We start from the raw sequence: 16,780 nt of genomic DNA on the forward strand, positions 1-16,780 counted from the left end.
CGATGCGGCGAGGGCGGGGAGCCGGTGTGCCGTTCCTCGGCACACCGGGCGCGCGCGGTGGTGACGAGCGCCGACGTCAGGACGCGCCTGCGCTCGTCGTGGGCGGGTGGTGGCCCGCAAGGGCCGGTCGCCGGGCCGCGCGATCAGCCGCGCAAGAGGGTGCGCAGGTCGGTGCTCTCGTCGGCCAGGCGGGCGGCGTCCACCGCCACGCCCCGGTCGATCAGCCGGCGGGCGGCCTTGATGTCGCGGACCCGGTCGATCGCGGCGGCGGCCACGAGGCGGTCGCCGCGCAGGCCGAAGACGGCGCAGGGGCCGCTGCCGGGGACGCCGCGCAGCACGGTCCGCTCGGCGTCGGCCATGGAGCCGACCGCCTCGAGACGCGAACCGTGGCGGTCGGACCAGAACCACTGCGCGGGCCGCGGCGGTATCGGCTTGCCCAGCAGTCCCGCGGCCGCGGCCTCGCCGTCCTGCTGGGCGGCCTCCCAGTGCTCGTGGCGCCGGTGGCCGTCCTGGCGGGCGACGTCGCCGACGGCGAAGACGTGGGGGTGGGAGGTGCGTTGGGCGGCGTCCACGACGATGCCGTTGTCGACCTTGAGGCCGGCCGCCTCGGCGAGGGCCGTGTCGGGCCGGATGCCGATGCCGACCACCACGGTGTCGGCGACCACAGGCCCGGTGCGGCCCGAGATGTGCACGGACACCTCCTCGGAGCCCCCGGCGCGCTCGATCCGCTCGACGCCGCCGGTGACCACCTCGATGCCCGCCTCCGTGTGGCGGCGGTGCAGAGCCTCGGCGATCTCCGGGCCGACGGCGGCGGTCAGCGGTACCGCGACCGGGTCGACCAGGGTGACCCGGCAGCCGAGCGCCACGGCGACGGCGGCGGTCTCGGCGCCGATCAGCCCGGCGCCGACCACGACCAGCCGGGCCCCGGGCAGCAGTCGCTCGCGCAGCCGCTCGGAGTCCTCCCAGGAACGCAGCAGGTGTACGGACGGGTCGTCACCGCCCGGGACCGGCAGGGCGCGCGGGCTGCCGCCGGTGGCGAGCACGATCCGGTCGACGTCGACGGCCGAACCGTCGGCGAGGTGCACGGTGCCCTGCTGGGGGTGGATCGCCGTGACGGTGGTGCCCGACCGCAGCTCCACACCCCGCTGCTCGTACCAGTCGGCGGGACGCAGCAGGACGTCCTCGTACCGGGCCTTGCCGAGCAGGACGTCCTTGCTGAGCGGCGGACGGTCGTACGGCAGGCCCTCCTCGGCCGAGAACAGCACCAGCTCGCCGTCGTAGTGCTGTGCACGCAGGGCGTCGCAGGTGGAGACCGCGGCCAGCCCGGCCCCGACGACAGCGATCCGCTTCATCAGGCTGCCTCCTGCCCGGGGTGGACGAAGATCTCGCCGTCGCGGACCTCGACCCGGTGGGTGCGCACGGCCTCGGTGGCGGGCATGCACTGGGGCGTGCCGCTGCGCAGGCAGAAGCGGGCGCTGTGCAGCGGGCACTCGACCTCGCCGCCCTCGACCCAGCCCTCGGCGAGCGAGGCCTGGCCGTGCGAGCAGGTGTCGTCGAGGGCGTAGTAGGTGCCCTCGTCGTTGAAGACGGCGATGGCGTCGGCGTGGCCGGTGACATCGGCGGGGACGGCCAGGGCCTCGCCCTCGGGGATGTCGCCTTCGGCGGCGACGCGGATACCAGTGGTGGTGGTGCTCATCGGGGGTCCTCCTCGACGGTCCGGCTCGCGGCCGCCGCGGGCTGCTCGTGCCAGGCGGGGGTGTTCATCAGGTCGCGCCAGCGGGCGTAGAAGCCGCGGGCCGCGCCGTCGGAGTAGAGGCGTCCGGTGGTCCCGGGGTGGACGCCGTCCTGGGCCTCCAGGCCGAGGCCCATCTGGTAGTTGAGGGTCATGCCGCCGGCGACGAAGCCGCCCGCGGTGGCCTGGCACTCGCTCCAGTTCTCGCCGTCGTCCTGCTCGAAGATGCCGGTGGGTCCGAAGGTGCGCAGGTTGTACAGGCGCTGGGCGTTCTTGACCTCGTCGGGCATCGACTTGTCGACGAGGGTCCAGGCCCAGACCTCCATCGTGTCCGGGCCCTTGGGGTGCCAGACGCGGATGCTGCCGTTGACCGGCAGGTAGGAGAAGTTGGGGAAGACGGTGGCGTGGCCGGTGGTCGTCGGGCCCTCGACCCGGGCGTCGCCCAGCCGCTCGCGCAGCGCGTCGTAGTCGTAGTGCTGATGCACCAGGCGGTCGTCGAAGCGGCTCTTGGGGTGGGTCGGGAAGCCGGCACCGTGGCCCAGCGGGTCGGTGTACTGCCGGCCGGGGGTCTGCACGATCTCCTTCTTGGGACCCTTGCCGGTGGGCGAGAGCACCATGAGCGCGGAGGCGTGCGAGATGTTGACGTGGTACCAGTCGGAGGCGAACTGCTCGGCGGCGAGCTTCCAGTTGCCCTCCAGCACCCACTTGTGGACGCCGCCGACGACTTCGGTGCCTTCCGGGTCACGGTCGAGCATCGCGTCCATGTACCAGGTCATGCCACCGAGGGCCTCGCGCAGCGGCGGGGCCTCGGGATTCCAGGTCGCGAAGATCAGGCCCTTGTAGGTGTCCAGCTGAGCGACCTCGATCAGGCCCCACTTGTCCTGCTCGAAGTGGCCGGGGTAGTCCTCCCCGTTGGGGACGTTGATCAGCTTCCCGGAGGTGTCGTACGACCAGCCGTGGTAGCTGCAGGTGAACGCCTTGGTGGCGCCGGCGTCGGCGCGGCAGACCCGCATGCCGCGGTGACGGCAGGCGTTGAGGAAGGCCCGCAGCTTGCGGTCCTTGCCCATGGTGACGATCACCGGGTCCTCACCCATGAACGTGGTGAAGAAGTCGCCGGGCTTCTTGAACTGGCTCTCGTGGGCCAGGAACAACCAGCTGGGTGCGAAGATCCGGCGCAGCTCCTGCCGGTACAGCGCACTGTCGCTGAAGATGGTGCGGTCGACGAGGCCGCGCTCCAGGTCGAAGTACCCGCTGACGTCGGCGGACGGCTCCAGGGTGCGGGAGAGGGTCACGACCGGTCTCCTTCCGCGGCGTTCTGCGCCGGCCTGGGCGGGCGGTGGTGGCCCCACAGACTGGTGCCGTCGACGCGGGTGGCGACCCACGGGTCGGACACCGTGATCGCTCCATAGCCGTACTCGACCTCGAAGCCGGACGGGGTGATCGCGTAGAAGGACAGCATCTTGTCGTTGCTGTGTCGGCCGATCGTCAGCGCGATCGGCGCACCGCCGTCCAGGCATCGGTCGTACGCGTGGCCGACGGTGTCGTAGTCGTCGACCTCGAGCATGAAGTGGAACAGCTCGCCGGGGTCGATGTCCTTCTTGGGCTTGCGCTCGGGGTCGACCACCAGGCCGGCGAAGGCCAGGCTGTGGTGGCGGGGGTTGGTGTGCAGGAAGGCGATCCGTTTGCGGCCCAGGTCGCAGAAGTCGCTGACCTTGAAGCCCAGCAGCTCGGTGTAGAAGCGGAACGTGGCGTCGTAGTCGTCCACGTTGAACACCACGTGGCCCAGGCCCTGGTCACCGGTGACGAACCGTGCTCCGGTGGGTGAGACGAACGGCGCGGTGGCCGTGCGGGCGCCGTGGAACAGCTCGATGCGGATGCCGTTCGGGTCCTCCAGCTGGAGGAGGCCGAGCACGTCGCGTCGGCGCAGCAACTCCTCGTCGGCGTACTTGACCGCGACACCGGCGGCCTCCAGCTCGGCCGCGGCTGCCTCCAGTTCGGCCGGGCCGGGCAGCTCCCAGCCGACGTAACCGAACTCCTCGGTGTCGCTCTCGTGGAGAGCGATCCGCCAGCCACGCTCGTCGACGCGCAGCCGCAGTCCGTCCTCGGTCGTCCGGACCTGCGCGCCGAGGACGTTCTCGGCGAACGCGCGCCACTGATCGATCCGCCCGGTGCGGAGTCCGAAGTATCCCAGTCCGCTCAGTTGCATGGCGGGTTCCCCTTCTGGCTGGTGGTGTACGGGCCGCTGCGGCCGGTTCATCGGCCGGTGACGCCGATCCGTGCGGCCGCGCGCCGTCCGCTGGCGCCGCCGGTCACAGCGACCAGCCGGTCGGGAGGGGCTCCCGCGCCGAGGGGGATGTCCACGGCGGTCACGCCGGCGCTGTGGTGCTGCATGCCCCCAAGGAGACGCCGTGCCGCGCGGTGTGCCCACCGCGTGTGCCGCGATGCGGAACGCGGCTCTGTCACCCCCGGGCGGTGGCCGTGCACCCCCGCCGTGGCCGTGCACCTCCGGCGGTGGCCGTGCCGTGGCGCGGCACAACCGCTGGAGCACCCCGGTGGCCGGGGGAATCGTTGGGCACCGACACCCCTGTGCCTCCGAGGAGAACCGCATGCTTGCTGCCGTGGCCGTGCGCCAGGATCCGGACGACCCGCTGAGCGGGCTGGAGCTGCGTGAGGTGCCCGAGCCGACGGTGCCTCCCGGCTGGACGCTCGTACGCGTGCGGGCGGCGGCCCTCAACCACCACGACCTCTGGACTCTGCGCGGAGTCGGGCACCCGGCCGACCGGCTGCCCATCGTGCTCGGCTGCGACGCGGCGGGCGTCGACGAGGAGGGCAACGAGGTCGTCGTCCACCCGGTGATCGGCGACCCCGCGGCCGGGGGCGGCGACGAGACACTCGACCCGGGCCGCACGCTGCTGTCCGAACGGCACGACGGTGCCTTCGCCGAGCTGCTCTGCGTCCCGCGGCGCAATCTGATCCCCAAGCCCGCCGGCCTGTCCTTCGAGGAGGCCGCCTGCCTGCCGGTGGCATGGCTCACCGCTTACCGGATGCTGTTCACCCAGGCCCGGATCCGTCCCGGCGACCGGGTCCTGGTACAGGGCGCCGGCGGCGGTGTCGCCTCGGCCGCCATCACCCTGGCGCGGGCCGCCGGGGCCACCGTGTACGCCACCAGCCGCTCCGAGTCCAAGCTGGCTGCCGCTCGTGAGCTGGGAGCGCACGAAGCGGTGCCGTCCGGCACCCGCCTGCCCACGAAGGTGGACGTGGTCGTGGAAACCGTCGGGCAGGCGACCTGGGGACACTCCCTGAAGGCTCTGCGGCCCGGCGGCACGGTGGTGGTGGCGGGCGCGACCAGCGGCGCCAACCCCCCGGCCGACCTGAACCGGATCTTCTACCTCCAGCAGCGTGTGCTCGGCTCCACGGGCGGCACCCGGCAGGAGTTCGTCTCGCTGCTGCGGTTCATGGAGAACACCGGGACCAAGCCCCGCATCGACCGGGTGCTGCCGCTCACGGACGTCCATTCCGGCTTCCAGGCGATGATCGACGGCGAGCTGACCGGAAAGGCCGTCGTCCGCCCCAGCTGAGGGTCCCGGAGTCGGCGCCAGACATCGTCATCAGCGTGTGCTCGGCTTCACGGGAGGCACCGGGCAGGACTTCGTCTCGCTGCTGGGATCGCGTTCGACCGCGAGGAGGCGACGCCCGGCCCGGCGCTCATAGGCCGTTCCGTCCCGTTCCCGGCTGCACCCGGGGCACACTGACCACGATGTGCACCAGGCTCTGGTCGTCCAGCGACTCGTAGAGGTGCGGACGGTCACCGGGATAGCGGGCGAAGTCCCCGGCGGCGAGCTCGACAGAGCTGTCGACCGGTCCCACCCGCACACGGCCGCTGATCACGTACAGGTGCTCCAGGGTGCCCACCGGGTGCGGCTCCGACCGGCCACCCGCTCCCGAGGGCTGCCGGCCGATGCGTACCAGATAGTTCTCGATCACACCGGAGCCGTAGATGTGGTCGAGCGCACGGCTCTCGTATCCGGAGTGCTCGCTCCAGGTCACCTCGCCGGCCCGCTGCACGGTCATGACCTGTTCGCGCTCCGAGACCAGTCGCGTCACGGGCACGCCGAGCGCGGTGGCGATGGAGAACAGCGTGTCCACCGTGGGGTTTCCGGTGCCCTGCTCCAGCTTCGACAGCGTCTGCTTCGCCAGCCCGGCCTGGCGGGCCAACTCGGCCAGGGACAGGCCACGCTGTTCTCTGAGGATGCGCACGTTGCGTGCGACCACGGCGTTTCCGGACGACACGGCACCACTGTAGGCCACCCCCAGGCGATGAAGATCAGCACGAGCCGTCCCCCGCGAACGGCGAGAGGCTCCGCCTGGCGGGAGCATCCGGATCATGTCCTGTTCCCCCATCGGATCATGCCCCATCCCTCTTCCTCCTTCGGCGTCACGGCCGTCAACGTGCCGGACGGTGACGGCACCGTCGCGCTGCCGTGGTCCTGCAGCAGCGTCTCCCCCGGAGGACGGCCGCGGGGCATGAACGCCCTGAACCACGGCCGGCCTCCGGGGTCGGGCCGCCGGATCAGGTCGCGCTGCCTGCGCGGGCGGCCAGGTCCAGGGCGATGTCGGTGATCATGTCCTCCTGGCCGCCGACCATGCCTCGTCGGCCGACCTCGACGAGGATGCTGCGGGTGTCCAGACCGTACCGGGCGGCAGCGGTCTCGGCGTGGCGCAGGAAGCTCGAGTACACCCCCGCGTAGCCCAGGCTGAGGGTCTCGCGGTCCACGCGGACCTCGCGGTCCTGCAGGGGCCGGACGAGGTCGTCGGCGGCGTCCATGAGCGGGAAGAGGTCGCAGCCGTGCTTCCAGCCCATCAGGTCTGCGACGGCGATGAACGCCTCCAGAGGGCAGTTGCCCGCCCCCGCGCCCTGGCCGGCCAGCGAGGCGTCGACACGGGTACAACCGTTCTCGACGGCGACGACGGAGTTGGCCACGCCCAGGGCGAGGTTGTGGTGGGCGTGGATGCCCAGGTCGGTGCGCGGGTCGAGGACGTCGCGGTAGGCGCGGAAGCGGTCGCGTACGCCGTCCATGGTCAGTCGGCCGCCGGAGTCGGTGACGTACACGCAGTGGGCGCCGTAGGACTCCATCAGCTTCGCCTGGCGGGCGAGTTCGGCGGGCTCGGCCATGTGGGACATCATCAGGAACCCGGCGACGTCCATGCCCAGCTCGCGGGCGGCGGTGATGTGCTGGGCGGAGATGTCGGCCTCGGTGCAGTGCGTGGCGATGCGCACCGAGCGGATCCCCAGCTTGTGGGCCTGCCTGAGGTCGTGGAGGGTGCCGATGCCGGGCAGCAGGAGCGTGGTGGGCACCGCGTTGCCGCTGGCGTCCGTGACGGCCTCGATCCACTCCCAGTCGGTGTGGGCGCCGACACCGTAGTTGATGCTGGACCCGGACAGGCCGTCGCCGTGGGCGATCTCGATCGCGGAGACGCCGGCGGAGTCCAGGGCGGCGGCGATGGTGCGGGCCTGCTCGACGGTGTAGCGGTGGCGGACGGCGTGCATGCCGTCCCGCAGAGTGACGTCCTGGACGTACAGGTCGTGCGGGGCCGACGGGGTCGCGGTGGCGTTCTTGGTCTCGGTCGAGGTCATCGTGCGGCCCCTTCGGTGGAGCGGTGTGCGGCCATGCGCTCCGCGGTGCGCAGCGCGGCCGAGGTCATGATGTCGAGATTTCCTGCGTAGGCCGGCAGGTAGTGGGCGGCGCCCTCGACCTCGAGGAAGACCGAGACCTTCAGCGCGTCGGTGCCGGCGGCCCGGGCGGGCAGCAGGGAGCGCAGCGGGTCGTCGGAGCTCACGCGGTCGAATTGCACCTTCTGCTTGAGGCGGTAGCCGGGGACGTACGCCTGGACGCGTCCGGCCATCTCCTCGACGGAGGCGGTGACGGCCTCTGTGTCGCAGTCCGAGACCAGGCAGTGCACGGTGTCGCGCATGATCAGCGGGGGCTCGGCCGGGTTGAGGACGATGATCGCCTTGCCCCGGGCGGCGCCTCCGACCTGCTCGATGGCCGAGGAGGTGGTCTCGGTGAACTCGTCGATGTTCGCCCGGGTGCCGGGGCCCGCGGAGCGGGAGGCGATGGACGCGACGATCTCGCCGTAGTGGACGGGGGTGACCGCGTTGACCGCCGCGACGATCGGGATCGTGGCCTGGCCGCCGCAGGTGACCATGTTGACGTTCGGCGCGCCGAGGTGGGCGTCGCCGTTGACCGGGGGCACCACGTAAGGGCCGATGGCCGCCGGGGTGAGATCGATGAGCGTCCGGCCGAGAGGGCGCAGCACCTCCTCGTGACGCTTGTGGGCACCGGCGGAGGTCGCGTCGAAGACGAACCGCACGTCCGCGAACTCGTCCAGCTTCACCAGCCCGTCCACTCCCTCGTGGGTGGTGGCCACCTTCAGACGGCGGGCGCGGGCCAGGCCGTCCGAGGCCGGGTCGATGCCGGCCATCGCGACGATCTCCAGGCTGTCGGACAGGCGCAGTACCTTGATCATCAGGTCGGTGCCGATGTTTCCCGACCCGATGATCGCCACCTTGGTGCGCGCGTTCGTCTCACTGCTCACTGGTTGTCTCCATCCGAGGAGAACCCGACCCGCACGGAGCCCAGGTTCGAGATGCGGGCTTCGAACACATCGCCCGGGGCGGCGGGGACCATCGGGCCCAGGGCTCCGGTCAGCACGAGGTCGCCCGCCCGCAGCGGGTCTCCCATCCCGGCGAGGGCCGAAGCCAGCCAGGCGGCCGCGTTGAGAGGGCTGCCGAGGCAATCGGCACCGGTCCCCTCGGAGACCACCTCGCCACCCCGCGTCATGGTCATCCGCACCGATCGAAGATTGAGCCCGGTCAGCGGCACCGGAGACCCACCCAGGACGTACAGGCCGCAGGAGGCGTTGTCGGCGACGGTGTCGACGATGGAGATGTCCCATCCCGCCACTCGACTGTCGACGATCTCCAGGGCGGGCAGTACGAAGTCGACCGCGCGCAGCACGTCGACGACGGTGCACTCGCGGTACGGCAGGTCGCTGCCGAGCACCAGCGCGACCTCGGCCTCCACCTTGGGCTGGAGCAGCTGCCCGGCGGGCACCTCGCCGCCCTCGGGCACGGCCATGTCCGCGAACAACGCGCCGAAGTCCGGCTGATCCACCCCGAGCTGGCGCTGCACGGCCGGGGAGGTCAGACCGATCTTGCGGCCGACGATCCGGCGGCCGTCGGCCTGGCCGCGCTGGAGGTTGAGCCGCTGGACGGCGTAGGCGATGTCGATGTCACCGTGGTCGAAGAGCGTGCGCACCGGAGGGCAGGCGGCCCCGGTGCGGGCGGCCTCCGCCAGCGCGTCGGCGGCCTTGACCACGGCCGGTGGCACGGCGTCCGGCGGGACGCGGTCGGGGTCGGTCGGCACGGGCTACCTCCGGAAGGGGGTGGTGGGGCGGGGCCCTCGGAGCCCCGGTGACACCTCCCGGTATAGACACCACGCCGTCGGTCGAACACTCTTTGTTCCGCGTCACGGAACAACGACGCCGGCAGCATGCCGGCAAAGGCCACGCCGGTCCTGGAACGCTTCCCCCGACCGGGGCCCTTACCGGCTGACGGAACTTTCGGAGTGGGCGGGCCTGGCGCCTGTCAGGCAGAAGCCCGGGGCAGGCGCCTTTTCTCGTGCCTCTAGAAGAAGCCCAGCTTCTTCGGTGAGTACGACACCAGGAGGTTCTTCGTCTGCTGGTAGTGCTCCAGCATCATCTTGTGCGTCTCGCGGCCGATGCCGGACTGCTTGTAGCCGCCGAACGCCGCGTGGGCGGGGTACGCGTGGTAGCAGTTCGTCCAGACGCGGCCCGCCTGGATCGCGCGGCCCGCGCGGTACGCGGTGTTGACGTCGCGGGTCCACACACCGGCGCCCAGACCGTACAGCGTGTCGTTGGCGATCTTGATGGCGTCGTCGAAGTCGTCGAAGGACGCCACCGACACCACCGGGCCGAAGATCTCCTCCTGGAAGATCCGCATCCGGTTGTCGCCCTGGAAGATGGTCGGCTGGACGTAGTAGCCGCCCTTCAACTCGCCGTCGTACTCGATGCGTTCGCCGCCCGTCAGGATCTTCGCGCCCTCCTGCCGGCCGATGTCCAGGTAGGAGAGGATCTTCTCCAGCTGGTCGTTGGAGGCCTGGGCGCCGATCATGGTGTCCGTGTCCAGGGGGTGCCCCGGCTTGATCAACCGGGTGCGGACCACCGCCGCTTCGAGGAACTCGGCGTAGTGGCCGCTCTGGACCAGGGCCCGGGACGGGCAGGTGCAGACCTCGCCCTGGTTGAGCGCGAACATCGTGAAGCCCTCGAGGGCCTTGTCCCGGAAGTCGTCGTCACGCGCCCAGACGTCGTCGAAGAAGATGTTCGGGGACTTGCCGCCCAGCTCCAGCGTGACCGGCTTGATGTTCTCCGAGGCGTACTGCATGATCAGCCGGCCCGTCGTCGTCTCGCCGGTGAACGCGACCTTGGCCACCCGCGGGCTGGACGCGAGCGGCTTGCCCGCCTCCACGCCGAAGCCGTTGACGATGTTCACCACGCCCGGCGGCAGCAGGTCCGCGATCAGGCTCATCCAGTAGTGGATGGAGGCCGGGGTCTGCTCGGCCGGCTTGATGACGACCGCGTTGCCCGCGGCGAGGGCCGGCGCCAGCTTCCAGGTCGCCATCAGGATCGGGAAGTTCCACGGGATGATCTGTGCGACCACACCGAGCGGCTCGTGGAAGTGGTACGCCACCGTGTCGTCGTCGACCTGGCTCAGCGAGCCCTCCTGCGCCCGGATCACGCCCGCGAAGTACCGGAAGTGGTCGATGGCCAGCGGAATGTCGGCCGCCAGCGTCTCGCGCACCGGCTTGCCGTTCTCCCAGCTCTCGGCCACCGCCAGCGGTTCGAGGTAGGCCTCCATACGGTCGGCGATCTTGAGGAGGATGTCGGAGCGCTCCGTCACCGACGTACGGCCCCAGGCCGGAGCCGCCGCGTGCGCCGCGTCCAGTGCCCGCTCCACGTCCTCCGCGGTGCCGCGCGCGACCTCGGTGAACGGCTGCCCGTTCACCGGGGACGGGTTCTCGAAGTACTGCCCGCGAGCCGGCGGCACATACTCGCCCCCGATGAAGTGGTCGTAGCGCGCCTGGTAGGAGACGATCGCGCCCTCGGTACCGGGCGCCGCGTAACGGGTCATGCTGGTCTGCCTCCTTCAGAAGCGCTGCCCGCCGTTGGGCAGCTCCCGCCAGGAGGGTAGGAACGCGGACGTTGCAACCACGTTGCGCGCCGGGTCAGCGCGGTGTCCGACGGGCCGGCAGCGCCAGCTCCGACTCCAGCGCCGCCAGATGTGCCCGTACCGTCGCCGTCGGCCGCACCGCCGCGAGCGCCCACCACACCTCCAGGTCGTCCTCGCCCCAGGGTGCGTGCGCCCAGTCCGCCAGCAGGTCCGGATCGCGCCGCGCGATCAGCGCCGTGCGCAGCCCGTCGGCGAGACGCCGCCTGAGCCGCACCACCGCCGGTGCCCGCGAGCCGGGCAGCAGCGGACCGGAGTACGCCGCCACGGCTCCTGTGACCGCCCCTGCCTCCAGACGCCGCTCCACCACGGCGACGTCCGACTCGAGCGGAGCCGTCAGCCGGTACGGCCTCGACGCGAGCATGCCCGGGCCGAGCAGCCTGCGCAGCCGGGCCAGTTCGGCGCGCAGCGTCACCGGCGTCACCGACTCGTCCTCGTACAGCGCGCACAGCAACTCGTCCCCGGTCAGCCCCTCCGGATGCCGGGCCAGCAGCACCATCAGCTCGCTGTGCCGGCGGCTGAGCCTGATCCGGCGGCCGTCCAGCACAAGCTCGGCCTCGTCCCGGCCCAGCGCCGTCAGCCCGGACGCCCGGTCCGTGGGCCGCGGCGGGTCGAGCAGCGCGAGCTGCGACTCGGCGGCGCGGGCCACGGCCTGGACGAATCCCAGGCTGTGCGGATGAGCCAGGTCGTCGCCGCCCGTGAGGTCCACGGCGCCGAGCACCCGCCCGGTGCGCGGATCGTGGACCGGTGCGGCCGCACAGGTCCACGGCTGCACCCGGCGGATGAAGTGCTCCGCCGCGAAGACCTGCACCGGCCGGCCGACGGCGACCGCCGTGCCCGGTGCGTTAGTCCCGACCGCGGTCTCCGCCCAGCGCGCACCCGGGACGAAGTTCATCCGGTCGGCCCGGCGCCGGGTGCTCGGATGACCCTCGACCCACAACAGCCTGCCGTGCGCGTCGCACACGGCGAGCAGGTGCTCGCCGTCGGACGCGAACGTGCCCATCAACTCGCGGAACAGCGGCATCACCCGGGCCAGCGGATGCTCCGCCCGATAGGTTCCGAGTTCCCCGTCCATGAGTTCCACGCTCGCGCTGCCGTCCGGCCCCACACCCGCCCGTGCGGAACGCCGCCACGAGTCCGCCACCACCGCCCGCACCGGTAGCGGCACGGTGCCGGCCGTGGTGAACGTCTCGTGCGCCCGGCGCAGCGCCCGTACGCGCTCGGCAGGGTCGGCCCCCGGCTCCAGGGCCACCCACGGATCGGACAACTCGGCCTCCCCGAACTGCGATGCTGGGGGACATCGTCACTCGGGGTGTTCACGCGGGCAACAGGTTCGACTCCGGCCTACGTGAATTCGACTCCGTCCTACGCGAAATTGACCAGTCCGATGTACCGGTCCCAGTCCCAGTCCGGCCCCGGATCGGTGTGGTCGGAGCCCGGCACCTGGTAGTGCCCGATGATGTGGTCCCGGTCCCTGGGGATGTCGTACGTGGCGCAGATCGCCGCGGTCAGCTTCGCCGACTCCGCGTACAGGGCGTCGGTGAAGTAGGCGGGCCGATCCACCCAGCCCTCGTGCTCGATGCCGACGCTGCGGGTGTTGTAGTCCCAGTTCCCCGCGTGCCAGGCGACATCGGCCTCGCGCACGCACTGCGCGACGTGCCCGTCGACCGACCGCACCACATAGTGCGCGGACACCTCCTTCTTCGGGTTCTGGAAGATCGACAGTGTGTCGGTGTACGACTCCTGTGTGACGTGGATGACCACGCGGTCGACGCGATAGCTGTCGGGCCGGTCGGACGCCGTGTAGTTGGAACTGCTGGCCGCCCGCCACTCGGCGAGCGGGTAGTCGACGGCGCGGGACTGCGCACCGGCCCGCGCGTCGGGGAGCAGCGCGTACGGCACGGCGGCGAGAACAGCGCCCTTGAGGAAGCGTCGCCTGCTGGGGATCGGTCTTGCCCGGTCCATGGTCGGTTGCCTTTCCGTCGTGGGGGGTTCGGGGCATGCGGCACGCAGTCACCGGCGGAGACCTCCCGCGGTCTCGCACAGCCGGGCGTGCAGCCCGCGGTAAGTCTCGCGCTTCGGCAGCCGGTCCTTGCGGAGCCTGGCCACGCACGTGTAATTGGTGTCGCACACGTTCGCCAACGGTGATTGCACCGCCTGGGTTGCGAATTGAAATGCGTCCAGTGACGCTGGCCCGCATCTCGGGCGTGTCCATGTTCCCGCCGTGCAGGTGTACTCGCCGGGGTCGGGGCGCACCGTCAGGATGCGGGGGTCGGTCATCGCTGCACAGCTCCGTTCTGCCGTTGGCGGGTTGGGTGTGAGTGAGGTGGGTGAGACGGATGAGGTGGGTGAGATGGGTCAGGTGGGTTCGAGGAGGTGGGCTCGGGCGGCCGCCGGTGGTCGCCAGTGGTCGTGGGTGGCCTCGGCCGGTCCGGCCCGGATGACGCCGTATCAGCACGACCTGCGCCGCGGTCGGAACGGACACCCCGTCCATCAGGCAACGCCCGCCGCCGTGATGCACGTTGCGGCGGTGCCTCGCGTGAATCACGGTACGGGGATCGCGGGTTGGGCAGAAGGCCGTCACGTGGTTCGGTGGACGACACCGGGACTGTGGACAACTCGGCCACTCGATCGGGTGGCCCTGTGACGGTCCTGTGACCGGAGGAGTGGCCTCCGCCACAGCCTGCCGTGATCGCGTTCTGATCGACTCGGCGGATGCGTGCAATCTCCCGCGGCCTGACCGCCGCCCTCGCCGGCCTCCTGCTCCTGACGGCGTGCGGTCGCGAGACCGGTGTGGCCCACCGGTCCGGCGGCTCGGCGTGCGGCACCGGGTTCTCCTCGAAGCCCGCCGCGTCGCGCGCGCCGTCCGCCGAGGAGACGGACGGTGTCGTCGTCACCGGCGTCGGTGGCGGACCCCACCAGTGCGCCACCTACCAGGTGACCAACCGCGGGACGGAACCCTTCACCTACGCCGTCACCTTCAAGCTCGTCTCCGATTCCGGAGCGGCGCCGGAGTCCAGGTCCGCGACCGTGCCGTCCGTCGGCCCGGGCCGGACTGTGACGGGCAGCGTCTCACTGATCACGGACGTGCCGGACGCGCCGGCGTGGTCGCGCGTCGAGGTCATGAAGGTCAGGAGCGTCCCCGTCGACGAGGCACCGGTCGAAGGCGGGCGCTGCCCGTCGTCCGGGGTGCGGCTGTACGCCGACGACGGTGATGCCGCGATGGGCCTTCGCGTGGTGACGCTCCATCTGGAGAACTGTGGGACCGGCACGTTCCGCCTCGACGGCTACCCCCGGGTGAGTCCCCTGGACGAGGATCACCGGCCGGTGAACGGGGTGCGCGTGCTGCACGACGGCTCGTCCATCGCCGGGAGCACCGGAGCCGACGGCCCGCCCCGGCCGCTGGCGCTGAAGCCGGGGGAGCGGGCGTATGCGGGTCTGGTGTGGCGCAACACGGTCCTGTCCGGCACGCCCGTGAACGCCCCCTACCTCAGGGTGTGGGCCGAGCCGGGTGCCGCGCCGGTGATGGTGACACCGGAACTGGACCTGGGCACGACAGGAAAGATCGCCGTCGGCCCGTGGAAGAAGGGCGAGTAGGCCGCGGTCACAGGGGCAACCCCTCCCGCAGACAGGCGACCGTTCCGGACAGCGCGGCGGTGTGCAGGGCGGTGAGCGTGGGCAGCCGTGCGGTGAGCGGGATGCCGGCCAACTCGCCGGGAGCGAACAGCCCGTGCCGGTCGTGCTCGGGGCTGAGCCGGACGCGCGCGTCGTCGGCGAGGGTGCCGCCGTGGAAGAAGCAGTCGAGGACCGGACCGGTGCCGAGGACGTCCTTCCGGTGGTCGATGCCGATCAGGTGGGGAGCGGGCCCGAGTTCGACACCGGTCTCCTCGCGCATCTCCCGCCGTGCGGCCGTCCACGGGTCCTCCCCGTGGTCGAGCATTCCGCCCGGCAACCACCAGGTCCCGGCGACCGGCGCCTCGGGCCCGTAGCGCAGGAGCAGGATGCGGTCACGGTCGTCCAGCATCAGCACGCACGAGGCGAGCAGGGCCTGCGGCTGGGTCTTGATCCAGATCTCACGGGGTACCCACTCCGCCACGCCTGCCTCCCCAGTCGGATGACGGTTCCCTGCCCGGATCCCGGCGGCCCGGAACCCGGTTGCCCCGCACGAACGCCGCTGCCAGGGTCGTCCCCATGCCCCATTTCACCGCGTACGACGGAACCGAGCTGGCCTATCACGTCTTCGGCGACGGCCCACCGCTGATCTGCCTGCCCGGTGGGCCGATGCAGGCCTCCGCCTACCTCGGCGACCTCGGGGGTCTTTCCGGACACCGTCGGTTGATCATGCTCGATCTGCGGGGAACGGGGTCCTCGGGCGTGCCCGAGGACCCGGCGTTGTACCGCTGCGACCGGCTCGTCGCGGACGTGGAGGCGCTGCGCGAGCATCTGGGACTGGACCGAGTGGATCTGCTCGGGCATTCGGGCGGCGCGAATCTGGCCGTGCGATACGTGGAGCACCATCCGGACCGCGTCGGCAAGCTGGCGCTGATCACACCCGGCCCGATGGCCGTCGGCCTCACGATCAGCGGGGATCTGCGGCGCGAGACGGCCATGCTCCGACGGGACGAGCCCTGGTTCCCGGAGGCTTTCGCGGCGCTGGAAACGATCGTCGCGGGCCGGGCCACCCCCGACTCCTGGCAGGCCATCGCGCCCTTCTACTACGGCCGTTGGGACACGGCGGCACGTGCTCACCGGGCCGCGGAGGACGCACAGCGGAACCAGCAGGCCGCGGCGGTCTACGGAGCGGAGGGCGCCTACGCCCCCGACGCCACTCGCACCGCACTCGCCGCCTTCGGGCAGCCGGTACTGCTGCTCGCCGGCGAGTTCGACCTGAACTCGCCGCCACCCGCGATGGCCGAGTTCGCCGGGCTGTTCCCCGACGCCCGGTTCGTCGTCCAGCCCGGCGCCGGCCACTTCCCGTGGCTGGACGACCCCGAGCGTTTCCGCACCACGAGCGCGGCGTTCCTGGGCTGAGGTGTTGTCAGGCACCGAGACACCGTCACGCCCTGAGCTGCTGTCAGACGTGCTCCGCGACCATGGTCGGGTCGTCGAGGACGGCCCGCACCACACTGTGCGCGGCGCCCAGCAGCGGCCCCTCGGACCCCAGCCGTGACACCGACACCGGACACGCGGGCCCCGCCGTGCGGTCTGCCAACTCGCGCTCCAGCGACGGCAGCAGCCAGGGCGAGAGCCCGGCCAGCGCGCCGCCCAGGACGACGGACTCGGGGTCGAGCAGGTTGACCGCCCCGGTCAGGGCGATGCCGAGTGCCGTCCCCGCGTCCCGCAGGGCCCGCCGTACGTCCTCGTCGCCCCCCTCGGCGCGCCGGGCCAGGAGACCGACGAGATCCTCGCCCGGCTCCAGGCCGGCCGCGCGCAGGACCGCCTCCTCGCCGGCGTACTGCTCCAGGCACCCGCGCCCACCGCACGGGCACGGCGGCCCGTCCGGCCGCACGGGCACATGGCCCAGCTCGCCGGCGAAGCCCCGGGTGCCGCGCAGCAGCTGCCCGTCCACGACGACCGCGGCACCGATGCCGATCTCGGCCGACACGTGCACGAAGTCGCCGGGCGTGCGCTCGCCGAGCCAGAGCTCGGCGCGGCCTCGGCGAGGGGCAGCGCGGCGGCGTACTGCGCGTGCAGCCGGAGTTCGGCCGCGGAGTCGGCGTACCGCCGCAGCCGGGGCCCGG

General features: G+C 71.8%; 17 protein-coding genes and 1 pseudogene. 3 read left to right on the top strand and 15 right to left on the bottom strand.

All coding sequences use genetic code 11. The annotated features are described in order from the left end of the window. Positions 1-143 precede the first annotated feature (143 nt). The 5 genes from AB0I54_RS41210 to AB0I54_RS41230 are packed head-to-tail and all read right to left on the bottom strand — an operon-like array spanning position 144 to position 4,123. The gene (locus AB0I54_RS41210) at positions 144-1,352 is read right to left on the bottom strand and encodes an FAD-dependent oxidoreductase (protein ID WP_363301476.1); all 1,209 of its coding nucleotides are present in this window, start codon (positions 1,350-1,352) and stop codon (positions 144-146) included. Further along, positions 1,352-1,696, bottom strand: a complete 345-nt coding sequence (locus AB0I54_RS41215; RefSeq protein ID WP_363301477.1) for a bifunctional 3-phenylpropionate/cinnamic acid dioxygenase ferredoxin subunit — start codon at positions 1,694-1,696, stop codon at positions 1,352-1,354. Before AB0I54_RS41215 ends, AB0I54_RS41210 begins: the two co-directional genes overlap by 1 nt. Then, entirely contained in the window at positions 1,693-3,024 is a 1,332-nt protein-coding gene (locus tag AB0I54_RS41220; protein WP_363301478.1) for an aromatic ring-hydroxylating dioxygenase subunit alpha, read from the bottom strand. The genes AB0I54_RS41215 and AB0I54_RS41220 overlap by 4 nt, the downstream gene beginning before the upstream one ends. Next, positions 3,021-3,938, bottom strand: coding sequence for a VOC family protein (locus tag AB0I54_RS41225; protein WP_363301479.1), 918 nt, complete (start codon positions 3,936-3,938; stop codon positions 3,021-3,023). The genes AB0I54_RS41220 and AB0I54_RS41225 overlap by 4 nt, the downstream gene beginning before the upstream one ends. 47 nt (positions 3,939-3,985) lie before the next feature. Next, positions 3,986-4,123 (bottom strand): hypothetical protein, encoded by a 138-nt coding sequence (locus AB0I54_RS41230; RefSeq protein WP_363301480.1) that lies wholly within the window; start codon positions 4,121-4,123, stop codon positions 3,986-3,988. A gap of 215 nt (positions 4,124-4,338) precedes the next feature. Here AB0I54_RS41230 and AB0I54_RS41235 point away from each other — a divergent pair, with 215 nt between their 5' ends. Further along, the gene (locus AB0I54_RS41235) at positions 4,339-5,310 is read left to right on the top strand and encodes a zinc-binding dehydrogenase (RefSeq protein WP_363301481.1); all 972 of its coding nucleotides are present in this window, start codon (positions 4,339-4,341) and stop codon (positions 5,308-5,310) included. A gap of 127 nt (positions 5,311-5,437) precedes the next feature. Here AB0I54_RS41235 and AB0I54_RS41240 read toward each other — a convergent pair whose 3' ends face one another. The 8 genes and pseudogenes from AB0I54_RS41240 to AB0I54_RS41275 all read right to left on the bottom strand — a co-directional run. Further along, positions 5,438-6,022, bottom strand: coding sequence for an XRE family transcriptional regulator (locus AB0I54_RS41240; protein ID WP_363301482.1), 585 nt, complete (start codon positions 6,020-6,022; stop codon positions 5,438-5,440). A gap of 280 nt (positions 6,023-6,302) precedes the next feature. Beyond that, positions 6,303-7,367, bottom strand: a complete 1,065-nt coding sequence (gene dmpG, locus AB0I54_RS41245; RefSeq protein ID WP_363301483.1) for a 4-hydroxy-2-oxovalerate aldolase — start codon at positions 7,365-7,367, stop codon at positions 6,303-6,305. After that, the gene (locus AB0I54_RS41250; RefSeq protein ID WP_363301484.1) at positions 7,364-8,329 is read right to left on the bottom strand and encodes an acetaldehyde dehydrogenase (acetylating); all 966 of its coding nucleotides are present in this window, start codon (positions 8,327-8,329) and stop codon (positions 7,364-7,366) included. The genes dmpG and AB0I54_RS41250 overlap by 4 nt, the downstream gene beginning before the upstream one ends. Continuing rightward, positions 8,326-9,159, bottom strand: coding sequence for a 2-keto-4-pentenoate hydratase (mhpD, locus tag AB0I54_RS41255; RefSeq protein WP_363301485.1), 834 nt, complete (start codon positions 9,157-9,159; stop codon positions 8,326-8,328). Before mhpD ends, AB0I54_RS41250 begins: the two co-directional genes overlap by 4 nt. A gap of 260 nt (positions 9,160-9,419) precedes the next feature. Then, entirely contained in the window at positions 9,420-10,943 is a 1,524-nt protein-coding gene (adh, locus tag AB0I54_RS41260; protein ID WP_363301486.1) for an aldehyde dehydrogenase, read from the bottom strand. Positions 10,944-11,037: 94 nt separating this feature from the next. Continuing rightward, positions 11,038-12,306 carry a GAF domain-containing protein gene (locus AB0I54_RS41265; RefSeq protein ID WP_363301487.1) on the bottom strand — a complete coding sequence of 423 codons (1,269 nt, stop codon included), beginning with the start codon at positions 12,304-12,306 and terminating at the stop codon, positions 11,038-11,040. 98 nt (positions 12,307-12,404) lie between these two features. After that, the gene (locus tag AB0I54_RS41270) at positions 12,405-13,004 is read right to left on the bottom strand and encodes an N-acetylmuramoyl-L-alanine amidase (RefSeq protein ID WP_363301488.1); all 600 of its coding nucleotides are present in this window, start codon (positions 13,002-13,004) and stop codon (positions 12,405-12,407) included. A 48-nt stretch (positions 13,005-13,052) separates the two neighbouring features. Beyond that, positions 13,053-13,223: pseudogene (locus tag AB0I54_RS41275) on the bottom strand (acetamidase); the annotation flags it as partial. Between the two features lie 531 nt (positions 13,224-13,754). Between AB0I54_RS41275 and AB0I54_RS41280 the strand changes: the two are divergent. After that, a complete protein-coding gene (locus tag AB0I54_RS41280; protein ID WP_363301489.1) occupies positions 13,755-14,636 on the top strand; it encodes a DUF4232 domain-containing protein in 882 nt (293 codons plus the stop codon). 7 nt (positions 14,637-14,643) lie between these two features. On the opposite strand, the gene AB0I54_RS41285 is transcribed toward AB0I54_RS41280, so the two are convergent. Then, positions 14,644-15,135, bottom strand: coding sequence for an NUDIX hydrolase (locus AB0I54_RS41285; protein WP_363301490.1), 492 nt, complete (start codon positions 15,133-15,135; stop codon positions 14,644-14,646). A gap of 95 nt (positions 15,136-15,230) precedes the next feature. Between AB0I54_RS41285 and AB0I54_RS41290 the strand changes: the two genes are divergently transcribed. Then, the gene (locus AB0I54_RS41290; protein WP_363301491.1) at positions 15,231-16,070 is read left to right on the top strand and encodes an alpha/beta hydrolase; all 840 of its coding nucleotides are present in this window, start codon (positions 15,231-15,233) and stop codon (positions 16,068-16,070) included. Between the two features lie 43 nt (positions 16,071-16,113). Here the strand turns inward: AB0I54_RS41290 and AB0I54_RS41295 are convergent. Then, the coding region (locus AB0I54_RS41295; protein ID WP_363301492.1) for an ROK family protein at positions 16,114-16,780 on the bottom strand (667 nt) is incomplete at its 5' end.

It is taken from the genome of Streptomyces sp. NPDC050625 (genome assembly GCF_040654755.1).
GTDB lineage: Bacteria > Actinomycetota > Actinomycetes > Streptomycetales > Streptomycetaceae > Streptomyces.